15 protein-coding genes are annotated in these 14,831 nt (G+C 66.7%); 9 read left to right on the top strand and 6 right to left on the bottom strand.

Features of this window, described 5'->3' with window-relative positions; genetic code table 11:
- Window positions 1-63 precede the first annotated feature (63 nt).
- Window positions 64-855: an enoyl-CoA hydratase-related protein gene (locus tag K340_RS0100225; protein WP_029135221.1), complete on the bottom strand. Its 792-nt coding sequence runs from the start codon at window positions 853-855 to the stop codon at window positions 64-66.
- A gap of 107 nt (window positions 856-962) precedes the next feature.
- Here K340_RS0100225 and K340_RS26405 point away from each other — a divergent pair, with 107 nt between their 5' ends.
- The gene (locus tag K340_RS26405; RefSeq protein WP_084613963.1) at window positions 963-1,136 is read left to right on the top strand and encodes a DUF3117 domain-containing protein; all 174 of its coding nucleotides are present in this window, start codon (window positions 963-965) and stop codon (window positions 1,134-1,136) included.
- Window positions 1,137-1,485: 349 nt separating this feature from the next.
- Window positions 1,486-2,007 (top strand): RNA polymerase sigma factor, encoded by a 522-nt coding sequence (locus K340_RS37420; protein ID WP_084613894.1) that lies wholly within the window; start codon window positions 1,486-1,488, stop codon window positions 2,005-2,007.
- Window positions 2,008-2,925: 918 nt separating this feature from the next.
- Here K340_RS37420 and K340_RS34895 read toward each other — a convergent pair.
- Window positions 2,926-4,035: a G1 family glutamic endopeptidase gene (locus K340_RS34895; protein ID WP_161632031.1), complete on the bottom strand. Its 1,110-nt coding sequence runs from the start codon at window positions 4,033-4,035 to the stop codon at window positions 2,926-2,928.
- A gap of 116 nt (window positions 4,036-4,151) precedes the next feature.
- A complete protein-coding gene (gene glgA / locus K340_RS0100215; RefSeq protein ID WP_029135220.1) occupies window positions 4,152-5,324 on the bottom strand; it encodes a glycogen synthase in 1,173 nt (390 codons plus the stop codon).
- Between the two features lie 80 nt (window positions 5,325-5,404).
- Here glgA and glgC point away from each other — a divergent pair, with 80 nt between their 5' ends.
- Window positions 5,405-6,628 (top strand): glucose-1-phosphate adenylyltransferase, encoded by a 1,224-nt coding sequence (gene glgC, locus K340_RS0100210; RefSeq protein WP_029135219.1) that lies wholly within the window; start codon window positions 5,405-5,407, stop codon window positions 6,626-6,628.
- A 9-nt stretch (window positions 6,629-6,637) separates the two neighbouring features.
- On the opposite strand, the gene K340_RS33630 is transcribed toward glgC, so the two are convergent.
- Both K340_RS33630 and K340_RS0100200 read right to left on the bottom strand, forming a co-directional pair.
- The gene (locus K340_RS33630; protein WP_051264667.1) at window positions 6,638-7,450 is read right to left on the bottom strand and encodes a D-alanyl-D-alanine carboxypeptidase family protein; all 813 of its coding nucleotides are present in this window, start codon (window positions 7,448-7,450) and stop codon (window positions 6,638-6,640) included.
- Window positions 7,447-8,073, bottom strand: a complete 627-nt coding sequence (locus K340_RS0100200) for an O-methyltransferase (protein ID WP_029135218.1) — start codon at window positions 8,071-8,073, stop codon at window positions 7,447-7,449. The genes K340_RS33630 and K340_RS0100200 overlap by 4 nt, the downstream gene beginning before the upstream one ends.
- Before the next feature lie 89 nt (window positions 8,074-8,162).
- On the opposite strand from K340_RS0100200, the gene sigE reads away from it, so the two are divergent.
- The 4 genes from sigE to tatB all read left to right on the top strand — a co-directional run bounded on the left by sigE (window position 8,163) and on the right by tatB (window position 11,532).
- Entirely contained in the window at window positions 8,163-8,774 is a 612-nt protein-coding gene (sigE, locus tag K340_RS26395; RefSeq protein WP_051264666.1) for an RNA polymerase sigma factor SigE, read from the top strand.
- A complete protein-coding gene (locus K340_RS26390) occupies window positions 8,771-9,091 on the top strand; it encodes an anti-sigma factor family protein (RefSeq protein WP_051264663.1) in 321 nt (106 codons plus the stop codon). Before sigE ends, K340_RS26390 begins: the two co-directional genes overlap by 4 nt.
- A gap of 143 nt (window positions 9,092-9,234) precedes the next feature.
- A complete protein-coding gene (locus K340_RS26385; RefSeq protein ID WP_084613892.1) occupies window positions 9,235-10,665 on the top strand; it encodes a S1C family serine protease in 1,431 nt (476 codons plus the stop codon).
- Window positions 10,666-10,674: 9 nt separating this feature from the next.
- Window positions 10,675-11,532, top strand: a complete 858-nt coding sequence (tatB, locus tag K340_RS33620) for a Sec-independent protein translocase protein TatB (protein WP_051264656.1) — start codon at window positions 10,675-10,677, stop codon at window positions 11,530-11,532.
- An 84-nt stretch (window positions 11,533-11,616) separates the two neighbouring features.
- Here the strand turns inward: tatB and K340_RS0100175 are convergent, their stop codons facing one another.
- Complete coding sequence (locus K340_RS0100175) at window positions 11,617-12,780, bottom strand: Mrp/NBP35 family ATP-binding protein (protein WP_029135217.1); 1,164 nt, start codon at window positions 12,778-12,780, stop codon at window positions 11,617-11,619.
- A 142-nt stretch (window positions 12,781-12,922) separates the two neighbouring features.
- On the opposite strand from K340_RS0100175, the gene K340_RS0100170 reads away from it, so the two are divergent.
- Both K340_RS0100170 and K340_RS0100165 read left to right on the top strand, forming a co-directional pair.
- Window positions 12,923-13,474 carry a general stress protein gene (locus K340_RS0100170; RefSeq protein ID WP_029135216.1) on the top strand — a complete coding sequence of 184 codons (552 nt, stop codon included), beginning with the start codon at window positions 12,923-12,925 and terminating at the stop codon, window positions 13,472-13,474.
- A 66-nt stretch (window positions 13,475-13,540) separates the two neighbouring features.
- On the top strand, window positions 13,541-14,815 hold the full coding sequence (locus K340_RS0100165; protein WP_029135215.1) for an aminotransferase class I/II-fold pyridoxal phosphate-dependent enzyme: 1,275 nt from the start codon (window positions 13,541-13,543) through the stop codon (window positions 14,813-14,815).
- The last annotated feature ends 16 nt before the right edge of the window (window positions 14,816-14,831 follow it).

The following is a 14,831-nucleotide window of genomic DNA, read 5'->3' as shown; positions in this document are numbered from 1 at the left end:
CACAACGCCAGATTACGTGACGGCGACCACCGCGGTGGACCGATCGGCGGCCGATCGGCGGATTCAGCGCCCGGTGAACACGGGTGGCCGCTTCTCGACGAACGCGCTCAGCGCCTCGTGGTGGTCGGCGGAGCCGAAACAGGCCTTTTGGGCACGATTCTCGAACGCGAGGGTGTCGGTCAGCGAACCGTTCGCGGCCTGTGCGAACGAGGCCTTGATCCAGCCGTAGGCGGTGGTCGGGCCGGCTGCGAGCTGGGCGGCCAGCGCGGTCGCCTCCGCTACCACCGCATCGTCGTCGGCCACAGCGGTGGCAGCGCCCCAGGCCAGCGCGGTGGCGGCGTCCAGCGGCTGGTCGAGCAGGGTGAGCTGCAGCGCCCGGCCGGCGCCGATCAGCCGCGGCAGGGTGAGCGACAATGCCGAGTCCGCAGACAGGCCGACCTGCGCGAACGAGGTCCGGAACACCGCTGATGAGGCCACCACCCGCAGGTCGCAGGCGAAGGCGAGCCCCGCGCCGGCTCCGGCGGCAACGCCGTTGACCGCGGCGATCACCGGTTTGGCCATCCCGGTTACCAGTTCGAGCATCGGGTTGAAGAAGTCGGTGACGGTGTTGCCGGCCGCCCCTGCCTGCACGTTGCGCAGGTGGTCCTTGAGATCCTGGCCCGCGCTGAACGCCTTACCGGCGCCGGTGATCACCACCGCGCGGACCGCTGCGTCGGCGGCGACGCCGCGCAGCACGTCGAGCAGCAGCGGCTTCATCGTGCCGTCGAAGGCGTTGTAGGCGCGCGGCCGATTGAGGGTGATGGTGGCGACGCCACCGTCGGTGGCCAGCAGAACGGGGGAATCTGGTTCGGTCACTCCGTCAGCCTGCCATGCGGGCGCGTTTCCGGTACGTGCGCGCCTCGTGGGAGAATGGACCAGTTCGCGCGAACGGGCGCGAGTTCACTGTGTTGGAGGGAGCGAGGATGGCGGCCATGAAGCCCCGAACCGGGGATGGTCCTCTTGAGGTGACGAAGGAGGGTCGAGGCATCGTCATGCGGGTGCCCCTTGAAGGCGGTGGACGTCTGGTGGTGGAGATCACCGCGGACGAGGCCAATGCCCTGGGTGACGCCCTCAAGGCTGTCGTGGTTCCTAAGTAGCTCCTGCGGAGCATCACCCGTAGCGCCCGGGGCCGGTCGACCGACCGGCACCGGGCGTTTCTGTCGCAGATCTCAGGTCGCTGGTGCCGTCCGTCTGCGATCCTGGCTCAGGGGCACTGACCCAGCCACGTCGCAGACAAACCCGTCGGCTGGACGGCGCGGCAGGAGCGGTCCACCCTGATCCGAGCCGATCGTTCCAGCCGGGACACACCAAACCCACACATCGGTGCCAGAAGAATGGCTATCCTGCCGAGCTCTCGGAGTTCACCCGAACGGGTGAACCGTCCGAACGCTCTGACGGTCCCGGGTGTCTAGTACTGAGTAGGGATAGTGCGGTGGAAGGGAGTGAGTGCTCGTGACTCAACCGTCCTCGCGGGCGACCCCGCTGAGCGTAGAGGACTTCGCACGACGGAACCTCGACACCCTCTACCGTTTCGCGTACGCGCTGTGTGGCAATCGGGCGACCGCCGAGGACCTGGTTGCTAATGCCTTTGTCAAGTGCTTGCCGCATTGGAACAACATTCGCCACTCGGCAAGCGGATATATGCGCCGCGCGATCGTCAACGAACATCTGAATCAAGTGCGACGCCAGTCTGTGACTTCAGTACTATCAGCAGATCTTGAGTCTGAAGAAGATGTCGCTATGCGCGCCGTGAACACGGTAGACGCGCTTAGAGCACTCGAAACGCTATCCCTGATGCAACGAACAGTGGTTGTATTGCGATTCATTGATGGAATGTCTTCCGGAGATATCGGGAAACTGCTAGGAAAAGCGCCCGGCTCGGTCCGGCGAATCACGCACGAAGCGCTCCAGACGTTGCGATCAAATGGATCCCCGACCGAGACTGACAATCGGGCTGCGAGAGAGTGAGATAGGATGTTGAAAGCGCGAGACAAGATCGAGCCGGATCTACAATGGATCGTGATTGCGTTCGACGAGGTGCGTGCTAGCTCAGGGCTGTATGAACGCATCTCAAGGATTGCCGCGAATCCAGACGAGAATTCTCAATTCGATCGGGGTCTGAGCGAGGAGGTTGCGCCACCACCTTTGCGCCGTGCCGGTCGATACCGTGTGCGTAGGTGGCTGCCGGTGTTAGCACCTCTAGCGGTGGCAATCGGTGTCCTCGCAATATTCGTCCTGTCGAGCTTGAATCGGAGCACTGGCACTCAGACTGCGCCAGTCATCGCAGTTCCCGACAATCCGGAACTGGTATGCGACACTCCGACCGGGGAGTTTGCGCGATTTTGGTTGAGTGCGACAGGTGGCGACCATTCTGCTTGGTACGAGGGTGTGGTTTCTGTGAATGGCGCGCCAATCCCGGCGCTCAGCATCTACTCGTCGGCGGGTCAAGCAGGACACGGTGTGATGTGTGTATCGAATACCAGAGCCTTAGCTGGGCCACCAGTGCGGTCGGTTGCCACAGGGACTGACAATCCTCTCGCCTATCTCGCCCTAGATTACACGGGCGTCCTTTGGGGGGCAACGCGACCGGATGTGACAAGGGTGACAGTCTCGGTTAGCGGTGCCCACGAAGACGTCTATTCTTCGGACGATGCACCAGGGCCGTCGCAACTACAAGCGATAGGTAGCGGTTGGCACGCCTTCAGCTCGGCCGTTGGCTTGGAAAGCTACCCTTTGAGCACGATCATCACAGCCAAATGCTTCGACGCATCCGGAGACTTGATAGGAGTACGCACGGAGTCGATTGCGAACCTTGTTCCGCAGGGTAAGAACGGGACGGCGCCTTGGGTCACGTCTTCGCGATAAGTTGGTCGTATGCAGGTGAAACTAACTGGCGCGACAGAACACGTTATAGAATCCAGTCCTTGATTGCTGCGTTGGATACATCAGGATGTTGGCATTGGTACACGGTGGGACTGTGTAGAAGGTGCCATTTTTGGACATTTCGATGTTGGTGTGTGCCTGGTCGCCGAAATACGTGTAGGTTGATTGATTCCATACAGGAAACGTGCGTAGATTGAGCCATTGCATCAGGGCGAATGTCGGAAGGTTTCGCTGCGGGGGCCCTAGAACTCTCTCACCTATGTACAATGCGGACGCTCCTGAAACCGAACCCGCAGGGATTAAATACTGAACGTTGATTCGCAGAACGTTATTGAAACGGACGTGGTAGTAGGAGAGGTGGGTTGCTGGATTATATGAGACAGATATCGACACGTGAGTTCCGTGTGTAGCTGTGTAACGCTTGTCTGGCTGGTATCCGTTGCAGCTCGGCGACCACGTGCAGTACAACTCCCAGAAGGGGTATCCGACAGACGGGTTTCCGGGTTCGTTCACGGTCCCGGCCTGGATCAGGACGTGCTTTGAACCACTGCCAGTCAGCCCAACCCAGTTGAGCATTGATGAATTGGTTGTATTTGTGACCGATGGTTGAATGAAGTCCCCTACGGCCCTCTGGTAACCACCAACGGTGTTCTCCTCGCCGGACCAGAACGTCGTCGCAGTGTGGGTGCTTGGAATTGCTGCGAAAGGATCGGGCCGGGGCATCTTGCAGAATATCGGGGCCTCGTCCGCAGCTTGACGATATCCCCCTGCCTCGGCGAGCCATGCATCTAGCTCAACGGGGTCGACCGGTCGTGGTGTGTAGCCATACCTGATAAGGGCGTCATCGCTTGCCTTCAGCGGGTCAAACGATGTCGGAGGCATGAGTTGGGTGAACGATTCACCCGTGGGCGTCGTGTAGAGGTATGAATGGCCACCGTCTGGTTCAATTCGCAGCGGCCCCGACGGGATCGGAGTTTGTCCTTCGAAGCATGCCTGCGCAAGGTCAATCTTCGGAGGTCCCACCGCGTCTGCCGCCGCCCACGACGGAGTGAGAGTTGACGCTGCGATCAGGACCGACGACGTCAATCGAGCGCCCAACTTCAGGATGTGCATCGTCACCTCATCAGGTCGTTGTGACCCGTATTTCGAAGAGAGTGTCGTGGTCGGCATCCGGAATGTCAAGACCTGGGCGTAGCAGACCCGTGCCAATATCCGGGTAGTAAGGCAGGTCAGAGCAACGAGCGATACAGGCTCACCGTCTGCTCGGCCACCGCGGTCCAGGAGAACGCTTCCACGGCCCGGCGTCGTCCGGCCTCGCCCCAACCGGTCACCTTCGCCTGATCGGCGATCACCGCGTTGACGGCCGCCGCCAGGTCGGTCTCGAAGGTGGCCTCGTCCGCCGGGTCGTAGTGCACCAACGACCCGGTGACGCCATCCGCCACCACTTCCGGGATGCCGCCGACGTCGCTGGCGACCACCGCCGTATTGCAGGCCATCGCCTCCAGGTTCACGATGCCCAGCGGCTCATAGACGCTGGGGCAGCAGAAGACTGTCGCCGCCGACAAGACCTGTTTGACCTGGTCGAGCGTCAGCATCCCGTCCAGCCAGAACACACCGGGGCGGGCGGCCTGCAGGGCATGCACCGCCGCCTCGGTCTCGGCGGCGATCTCGGGGGTGTCCGGGGCGCCGGCGCAGAGCACCAGCTGCACCCCGGGCGCGAACTGGTGGGCGGCGGCGATCAGATGCTTGACGCCCTTCTGCCGGGTGATCCGGCCGACGAATGCGACGATCGGCGCGGACAGGTCGACGCCGTGGGAGGTCAGCACATCGCGGTCCTCGACAGGGGAGTAGATCTCGGTGTCGATCCCGTTGCGGATCACCTTGACCCGCGCCGGATCCAGCTCCGGATAGCAGTCCAGGATGTCGACGCGCATCCCGTCGGACACCGCCACCACCGCGTCGGCGGCCAGGTACGCAGTGCGCTCGGCCCAACTGGACAGCCGGTAGCCGCCGCCGAGTTGCTCGGCCTTCCACGGCCGGCGCGGTTCCAGCGAATGGGCGGTCGCCACGTGCGGGACGTCGTAGAGCAGCTTCGCCCAGAGTCCGGCCATGTTCGCGTACCAGGTGTGCGAGTGCACCAGTTCCACCGGCGGCCCGTCGCCTGGCCCCCCGCCGAGGCCGGCCACCATCGACAGGTCGACGCTGAGCGTCGACAACGCCGGGTTCGCGGCGGCCAGCTCGGCTGCCGGCCGGTGCCCGGTCGCACCTGGCCGATCGTCACCGAAGGCGTGCACGTCGACGTCGATCAGCTTCCGCAGTTCGCGGACCAGGTAGTCGACGTGGACCCCGGCCCCGCCGTAGATGTCGGGTGGGAACTCGCGGGTGAGCAGTGCGGTGCGCATGTGCGCCATCCTGACAGATCGCGCGGCGGTTCGGCGGGCCGGAAGTGACCCACCGCACAGCAGCGGCTAGGGTCGCGATCATGGCTGGGAAACCACGAGTTCTCGGAATTGTCCTTGCCGGCGGCGAGGGGAAGCGGCTCTGGCCGCTGACTGCCGATCGGGCCAAACCGGCCGTGCCTTTCGGCGGCAACTTCCGGCTCGTCGACTTCGTCCTGTCCAACCTGGTCAACGCCGGTTACCTACGGATCTGCGTGCTCACCCAGTACAAGTCGCACTCGCTCGACCGGCACATCTCGACCACCTGGCGGATGAGCCAGATGCTCGGCAACTTCGTCACCCCGGTACCGGCGCAGCAGCGGCTCGGGCCGCGTTGGTACACCGGCAGCGCCGACGCGATCTTCCAGAGCCTGAACCTCGTCTACGACGACAAGCCTGACTACCTGGTGGTTTTCGGCGCCGATCACGTCTACCGGATGGACCCGTCGCAGATGGTCGCCGACCACATCGATTCGGGTGCCGATGCCACCGTCGCCGGGATCCGGGTGCCGAGGCACGAGGCCTCGGCCTTCGGGGTGATCAAGACCGATGACGGCGGTCGCCGGATCACCGAGTTCCTGGAGAAGCCGTCAGATCCGCCGGCGGTGGCCGACGATCCGAGCGTCTCCTATGCCTCGATGGGCAACTACGTGTTCACCACCGAGGCGCTGATCGAGATGCTGCGGACCGACGCGGCGGACGAGAACTCGATGCACGACATGGGCGGCAACATCATTCCGAACTTCGTCGACAAGGGGCGGGCGTCGGTCTACGACTTCAGCCGCAACGACGTGCCAGGGGCGACCGACCGGGATCGCGGTTACTGGCGGGACGTCGGCACCATCGACTCGTTCCGCGACGCGCACATGGACCTGGTGTCGGTGCACCCGATCTTCAACCTGTACAACGCCGACTGGCCGATCCTGAGCTACGAGATCCCGCGGCCGCCGGCCAAGTTCGTCGAGGGTGGCCTGGCCAGGGACTCGATGGTCGGTTCCGGCACCATCATCTCCGGCGGCGACATCGAGACGTCGGTGATCTCACCCGACGTGCGGATCCAGAAGGGCAGCACGGTCACCGGCTCGGTGGTGATGTCCGGTGTCCGGATCGGCCAGAACGCCACCGTCAAGGACGCCATCCTGGACAAGAACGTCGTGGTCCCGGACGGAGCGACGGTCGGCGTCGATCTCGAGCGCGACCGGGAGCGGTTCACCGTCACCGCGTCCGGCATCACCGTGGTCGGCAAGGGCATCCGGGTGGACGTCTGACCGGGCCGATCAGTTCTCCGGTTTCGGCAGCCGGGCCGGGCAACCCTGGGTGAAGTACTTGGCGTCGTACTCGAAGTGCCACGGCTCGTTGTCGTAGATCCGGCACAGCCCGAGGCTGCCCTTGGTCGACTGCAGGAACTGGTAGGCCGCCTGCGGCTGGACGTCCAGCGCATTGCCGGTGACGTGCGAGGACTTCTCCGGCGACAGCACGAGTTGATCGGCGACGTCCTTTCCGTACTCCTGGACGTACTCGTCGTACTGCGCCTGCTGCTGTGCACTACTGCGTTTGCCGTCGTTGAGGCAGACGATGATGCCTTGGGCGTTGGCCACCTTCTCGAAGTGGTGCCAGGCGGCGATCACGTCCGGCCGCATCCCGGTCGGCGCCTCGTCGTAGTACTTGGCGTCGGTGGCGCACTTCCGACCGCCCTCGGGCCCGGGCACGTCGCGGCTGACGTCCGGGTCGTTCGTGGTCGGGTTCGTCCAGCCGGGGTCGGGGTCGCCGGCCGTGGTGGCGCTCTTCGAGGTGCGCTGCTTCGAGGTGCTGGTCGCCGCCGAGCTGGTCGGCTTCGGCGTCGAGGTCGCGCTGGCCGTGGTTTCTGCCGCCGTGGTTTCTGCCGCCGTGGTTTCTGACGCCGTGGTTTCCGACGCCGTGGTGTCCGGCTGGGCCTCCGGGGCGTTGGCGGACGTCGGAACCGTCGGCGCCGGCGGAACCTGCTGCGTCACCGTCACGGTTGCCCCTGCGTCGGTGCTGCAGGCGGGCAGCACGGCGAGCAACCCCACTGTCACACCGAGCGCGACCAGCGAGGCGAATCGCCGCCTCACAGGCCTTTTTTGACGGCTGCCAACAGCCCGTCACCCAACGGAATCATTACCGGTACCAATCGCTCGTCCTCGCGGACCGTTCGGCCCACCTCTCTCAGGACGACCGTGTCGGCGTCGCGTTGCGTCGGGTCGGCAACTTTGTCATGCCACAGCGCGTTGTCGATGGCCAGGATGCCGCCGACCCGGAGCAGCCGGATGGCCTCGTCGACGTACTGGTCGTACTCGTTCTTGGCGGCGTCGACCAGCACCAGGTCGTAGGCGGCATCCGTCAGCCGGGGGAGCACCTCGAGGGCGCGGCCGTTGATCAGCCGGGCGCGGCCAGGCGCGATACCGCCTTCGGTGAATGCCTGTTTGGCCGCTCGCTGGTTCTCCGCCTCGATGTCGATCGAGGTGAGAATGCCGTCCTCGGCCATCCCGGCGAACAGCGCCAGCCCGGAGACGCCGGCGCCGGTGCCGATCTCGACCGCGGTGCGCGCGGTGACGGCCGCCGCCAGGAAGGTCAGCGCGGTCGCCGCACCGGCGCCCACCGGGGTACAGCCAAGATCGGCGGCGCGGGCTCGGGCGGCGGACGCCGCCTCCGACTCGGGGACGAAGAACTCTGCGTAGGACCGGCTGTTGGACACCCAGCGACGGTATCCGATCGTGATCGAAATTCTCAGCCGACTCACACACTGACGGCCCACAATGGGACCGTCAGCGGGCGAGATCGCCCGTGGCCGGCTTGAGAGGAACAGCGTTGGCAGCCGATTCGGGGATCGACATGGACTGGACCCCACCGCCGTGGGAAGACATTGTGCGCGACCACGGCGACCGGGTGTACCGGCTTGCCTACCGGCTGTCCGGCAACGCCCACGACGCCGAGGACATCACCCAGGAGACCTTCATCCGGGTGTTCCGATCGCTGAAGAACTTCCGACCGGGCTCGTTCGAGGGTTGGCTGCACCGGATCACCACCAACGTCTTCCTGGACATGGTGCGCAGGCGCAGCCGGATCCGGATGGAGGCGCTGCCCGAGGACACCGACCGGATCGCCGGCCAGGAGCCGTCGCCCGAGCAGGCCTTCGACGCCAGCAATCTTGATCCCGATCTGCAGGCTGCCCTGGACGAACTACCGCCCGATTTCCGCGCCGCCGTGGTGCTGTGTGACGTCGAGGGCTTGTCCTATGAGGAAATCGGCGCCACCCTGGGGGTGAAGATGGGCACCGTCCGATCCCGTATCCATCGGGGTCGGCAGGCCCTGCGGGCCGGCCTGGAACAGCGCCGGGCCGCCCGCGAGGAGTTACAGCGCGGACAGATGCACGATCAGCAGAGGACGACGGGATGACGTTCTACTTCGAGACCTCCGGGTTCTCCGAGGTATTCGCCGATCACCTGAATTTCGACGCGGTGGTCGCCTTCGCCGACGGCGAGATGAGCATGGTGGCCTACCAGCGCGCGGCCGCCCACGTCGCCCGGTGCGAGACCTGCGCCGCCGAAGTGGCCGAGCAGACCGCCGCCAGGGATCTGCTGCGCAGCGCCTGGGCACCGAAGATGCCGGGCAGCTTGTTCGATCAGCTGCGGTCGATCCCGATCGCCCTGCCGGCCGACACCCGGGAATCGCCGCTGCCGACCGATCGTCGCCCACGGTTCGGCCGACGCTGAGCGCGGGCAATCGCCCACCCTCCGCCGAGCGGGTGTCGTAGCCTGCCTAGGTCGTCGCCGACCGGATCGACAGGAATCCGGCGGCCGGCAGCCCAGCTTCCGCACCACCTGTCGAACCCCGCCGCAGGAAGGCCCCAGACTCGATGAGCTCACCGAAGCCGCCGATCGATCCGGCGACGGCAGCGGCGTTCGGTCGGCCCGGCCAGGTCAACGGATCGTTCGCCCCGCGGGGCCAGCGGCCTCCGCAACCGATCAGCACGGGCGCTGTGGTGCCGGAGATGCTGGTCGATGCGTTCGGTCGCCCGGACCCGGCCACCCCCGGATTGCGGCGCCCGGAGCCCGGTCCGGTGGTCGCCGAACCGGCGGAGCCGGAGGATCCGTGGCGCGATCCGCAGGCCGGCGTCACCCTCGGGCCGCCGGCACTGGACCGGCCCGAACCGGAGCACCGGGAGCGTCCACCAGTTCAACGATTCACCCTGCGGCAGGCGCTGTTCGACCATCGGCTGCGGCCGTCGGCGTTGGTCTCGTTGGCGGTCGGTGCGCTGGTGGTGGGGGCGATCGGCGGGCTGATCGTTGCCCTGCTGGGCCGCGCCGTACCGATCAGCGCCACCGATCCGGAATACACGCTGTCGCAGGTGAGCCCGGCGATCGCCCGGGAGCCGGGTTCGGTCGCCGCGGTCGCCGGCAAGGTGGTGCCCGCTGTTGTCTCGCTCGAGGTCAGAACCGGCGACACCGGCGACACCGGGTCGGGAGTGGTGATCGACCCGCAGGGCCACATCCTGACCAACAACCACGTCGTGTCGCTGGCCGCCACCGACAAGGATGCAGTGCTCTCGGTGGTCTTCAGCGACGGCACCAGGGTGCCGGGCACGATCGTCGGCCGGGATCCGCAGTCGGACCTGGCGGTGGTCCAGGTCGACAAGACGGAGAACATGACTGTTGCCCAGCTCGGCAACTCCGACACCCTCGCCGTCGGGGACACGGTGATCGCGATCGGCTCTCCGCTCGGGCTGCAGGGCACCGTGACCACCGGCATCGTCTCGGCGAAGAACCGCCCGGTGCGACTGTCCGGCGAGGGCACCGACACCAACGCGGTGATCGACGCGCTGCAGACCGATGCCGCCGTGAATCCGGGCAACTCGGGCGGCCCGCTGGTCGATGCCGCGGGTGCGGTGATCGGCATCAACACTGCCATCCGCACCCTCGGGGACAGTGCCGCGAGCGGGTCGATCGGGCTCGGCTTCGCCATCCCGATCAACGACGCCAAGGCGACCGCCGAGCAGATCATCCGGACCGGGAAGGTGGTGCACCCGACCATCGGGGTGAACGCCCGGTCGGCCACCGACGGGACGACCGACGGCGCCCAGGTGCAGAACGTGCAGGACGGCAGCGCGGCAGCCAAGGCCGGCATCGTCGAGGGTGACGTGATCACCAAGGTGGGCGACCGGGCGGTGGGCAACGCGGACGAACTGGTGGTCGCGGTGCAGGAACACCAGGTCGGGGAGTCGGTGCCGGTGGTCCTCAAGCGGGGCGGCAAGAACCTGACCGTCACCGTCACGCTGACCGCGGGTTAGGCTCGCGACGTGTTCGGCCTCTCCTGGACCCAGATCCTGCTGATCGTCGTGATCGGGGTCTTCGTGCTGGGCCCGGAACGGATCCCGGTCGCCGTGCAGTGGCTGACGAGTTCGCTCCGCAAGGCCAGGACGATGGCGCAGGGTGCGCAGGAACAGCTGAATTCCGAGTTGGGGCCGGAGCTGGCCGAGATGCGCCGGCAGATCCAGGAACTGCAGTCGCTCAAGGAGTTGCAGGAACTCAAGGACCTGCGAGACCTCCACCCGAAGAACCTGCTGGGCAAGGGTCTGCTCGGCGACGGTGCCGGGACCGCCGGCGGGGTTGCCGGCTTCCTCGGCCTGGACAAGGACCTGTTGAGCGCCCCGAAGCCGGGCGAAAAGGCACAGTCGGCCAACGGGCCGGCCGAGGCTGTTACCGCGCAACAGGAGAAACAACTGACCACGGAGTCGGCCGAGCCCGATCCGTTGCCCGACCTGACGAAGTCGACGGGACCCGATCTGACGAAGCCGGCGGTACCCGACCGGACGACGGCGACGGCACCCGACCCGACGAAGTCGCCGGTTCCCGACCAGCGGAAGGCGGCACCGGCCGCCGACCCGCTACCGGTACCCGATCCGCTGCCGCTCGTCGAATCCCCGCCGGACGAGCCGACAGCTGCCGTGCCGGAGTCTGTCGGAACCGAGTCTCTGGAACCCGAGTTTCTGCAACCCGAGTCTCTGGAACCCGAGTCTCTGGAACCCGAGTCTTCGGCGACCGAGCCAGCGGTACAACTGATCGCCGCGCGGCCAACTGCCGCGGACGAGCCGCCGGTGCTGCAGAACGAACCGCCGGTACTGCAATCGGTGCCGTTCGATCCCGACGGCACCTGAGGGGACCATCGCCCGGTACGTCGCCTGGTGCGTCGTCCGGGGTGGTAGTCCGGCTGAAGCCGGCCGGCGTCAGGCGGAGCGGCGTCAGGCGGAGCGGCTGCTCATCGGCGCGATCCCGAGCGACACCCCGGCCAACGGCTTGCTGCGGGCGGCGAGTTCGTCGGCGACCGCGCGGAGCGCGGCGGCGGCGGGGGAGTCGGAGGCCTCGGGCCGCAACACCAGCGGCAGGCCGGAGTCGCCGGCCTGGCGCAGTGCGACGTCCAGCGGTACCTGGGCCAGCAGCGGCACGTCCGTGCCGGTGGTGCGGCTCAGCGAATCGGCGACGATCTGCCCGCCGCCGCTGCCGAACACCTCCAGCACGGTCCCGTCGGGCAACGTCAGCCCGGACATGTTCTCCACCACGCCGGCCACCTTCTGCCTGGTCTGGATGGCGATCGCGCCGGCCCGTTCGGCGACCTCGGCCGCCGCCGTCTGCGGGGTGGTGACGACCAGGATCTCGGTGGCCGGGATCAGCTGTGCGGTGGAGATCGCGATGTCGCCGGTGCCCGGCGGCAGGTCCAGCAACAGCACATCAAGGTCGCCCCAGAACACGTCGGCCAGGAACTGTTGCAGCGCGCGGTGCAGCATCGGGCCGCGCCAGACCACCGGGACGTTGCCGTCGACGAACATGCCGACGCTGATCACCTTCACGCCGTGCACCACCGGCGGCAGGATCATGTCGTCGACCCTGGTCGGCGCCATGGTCACGCCCATCATCCGTGGGATCGAGAAACCGTAGACATCGGCGTCCAGCACGCCGACGTTCAGTCCCTTGGCGGCCAGCGCCGCCGCGAGGTTCACCGTGACGGTCGACTTGCCGACGCCGCCCTTGCCCGAGGCCACCGCGTACACCCGGGTACGGCTCTCCGGGCGGGCGAACGGGATCTCCTTGGTGGCGCCGCCGCGCAGGTTCGTCCGCAGTTCGGTGCGCTGCTCGTCCGTCATCACGCCCAGCTCGAGCCGGACGTCGGAGACGCCGGGCACGGCCCGGACCGCGGCGTTGACGTCCTTGGTGATGGTGTCCCGCAGCGGACACCCGGCGATGGTCAGCAGCACCTTGACGTCGACCACGGTGCCGCCGGCTGTCTGTTCGACCTCACACCGATCGACCATGCCCAGGTCGGTGATCGGTCGGCGGATCTCGGGATCCTTCACGGTGGCCAGCGCGGCCATCACGTCGTCGCGGCTCGCTGCGGTTTCGGTAGGCATATCGGTGACTGAACCTCTCTCTGCTCTGCCTCAGGCTACGTCCTCCCATCTGTCGCTCAGGTTCCGCACCGGTGGCGCAGGGGCCGGATGTGAGACGATCGACGTATTACCGGTGGACCTGGGGGTCCGGGAGGTGGAGATCATGACGTCACCGATGGGATTCCGCGGTGCGAGCGGCGCAGGCGTGCCGAACGTGCCGACGCCGCCGACCGGTTTCGCCGTCGCCGCCTACCCGACCTACCTGCAGGCGCAGCGGGCCGTCGAACATCTGGCCCGGAACGACTTCTCGGTGCAGGACGTGACCATCGTCGGCTCCGATCTGCAGATGGTCGAGCGGGTCACCGGGCGGCTCACCTCAGGGAAGATGATCGGCGCGGGCGCCGGTTCCGGTGCGTGGATGGGCCTGTTCGTCGGGATGTTGATGAGCTTCTTCTCGCCGGTGCAGGGCGGCGTGTTCCTGCTGATCCTGGTGTCGATCGGGGTCGGTGCGCTGTTCGGCGCGGCGATGGGCTGGTTGGGTTACTCGATGACCAAGGGGCGCAGGGACTTCACCTCGTCCAGCCAGGTGGTGGCGCGTCGTTACGATCTGCTGTGCGAGCCGCGCAGCGCCGAGAGTGCCCGGAACCTGCTGGCCCGGATGGAGCTCGGCGGGACCAACGCGCCCGCGCCGCAGGCGCCACCGCAGCCCAGCTGAACCGGCGTCGGCGGCCGCCCTTATCGTTGGCAGCGAATCGCCGGAACCGATCGAAATGGTGACACCGTGACCCTGTCCGAACTGCCTGCTGCCCAACTTGCCGCGTTCCTGCAGGACCAGCGCACCGCCTACGACGAACTGGTCGCCCAAGGGCTCAAGCTGGACCTGACCAGGGGCAAGCCGTCGGCTGCTCAGCTGGATCTGTCCGAGGAGCTGCTGCAGCTGCCGAACGGGCACACCGCGGCCGACGGTACCGATGCGCGCAACTACGGCGGATTGGCCGGCCTGCTCGACCTGCGGGCGATCTTCGCCGAGCTGCTGGGGATGGAGACCGGGCAGCTGGTCGCCGGCGGCAACAGCAGCCTGACGATGATGCAGCAGGTGCTGGTGCACTGCCTGCTGCACGGCGCCGTCGACTCGGAACGGCCGTGGTCGGCCGACGGTCCGGTGAAGTTCATCTGCCCGGTCCCCGGCTACGACCGGCACTTCACCCTGCTGGAGTCGTACGGGATCGAGATGCTCACCGTGCCGATGAATTCCGACGGTCCGGACGCCTCCGCGATCAAGGCACTGGTCGCGGACGATCCGAGGATCAAGGGCATGTGGATCGTGCCGACCTACGCGAACCCGTCCGGCGCGGTGTGCAGCCAGGAGGTGGCGGCCGAACTCACCTCGATGCCGACCGCGGCAGCGGACTTCAAGATCTTCTGGGACAACGCCTATGCCTTCCACCACCTGACCGCGGACGAGACCAAGAGCGCCGATGTGCTGTCGCTGGCGTCGGCGTCGGGTCACCCGCACCGGCCGATCCTGTTCGCCTCCACCTCGAAGATCACCTTCGCCGGTGCCGGGGTCGGTTTCGTCGGCGGCTCGGTGGAGAACATCGCTTGGTACCTCAAACATCTCGGCAATGAATCAATCGGCCCGGACAAGGTGAATCACCTGCGGCACGCCCAGTTCTTCGGTGACGGCGACGGCGTGCTGGCGCACATGGCCAAGCACCGGGAGATCATCGCGCCGAAGTTCGCACAGGTGCAGCGGGTGCTCACCGAACGGTTGGCCGGGCATGGCGTGGCCAGTTGGAACGACCCGGCCGGCGGCTACTTCGTCAACCTCGACGTCGTGGACGGCACCGCCTCCCGGGTGGTCGAGCTGGCCAAGGGCGCCGGGATCGCGCTGACCCCGGCCGGATCCTCGTTCCCGTACCACGACGACCCGAACGACCGGAACATCCGGCTGGCGCCGACCATGCCGCCGGTCGCCGACGTGACGACCGCGATGCAGGGCGTGGCCACCTGTGTGCTGTTGGCGGCGGCCGAAAAGCTCAGCGCTGCACGCTGATCGGCGGGATGTAGAA

The organism is Nakamurella lactea DSM 19367, from assembly GCF_000426645.1.
Taxonomy (GTDB): domain Bacteria; phylum Actinomycetota; class Actinomycetes; order Mycobacteriales; family Nakamurellaceae; genus Nakamurella; species Nakamurella lactea.
Note: the sequence above shows the minus strand (reverse complement) of the source record. Positions and strands in the feature narration are given on the sequence as shown.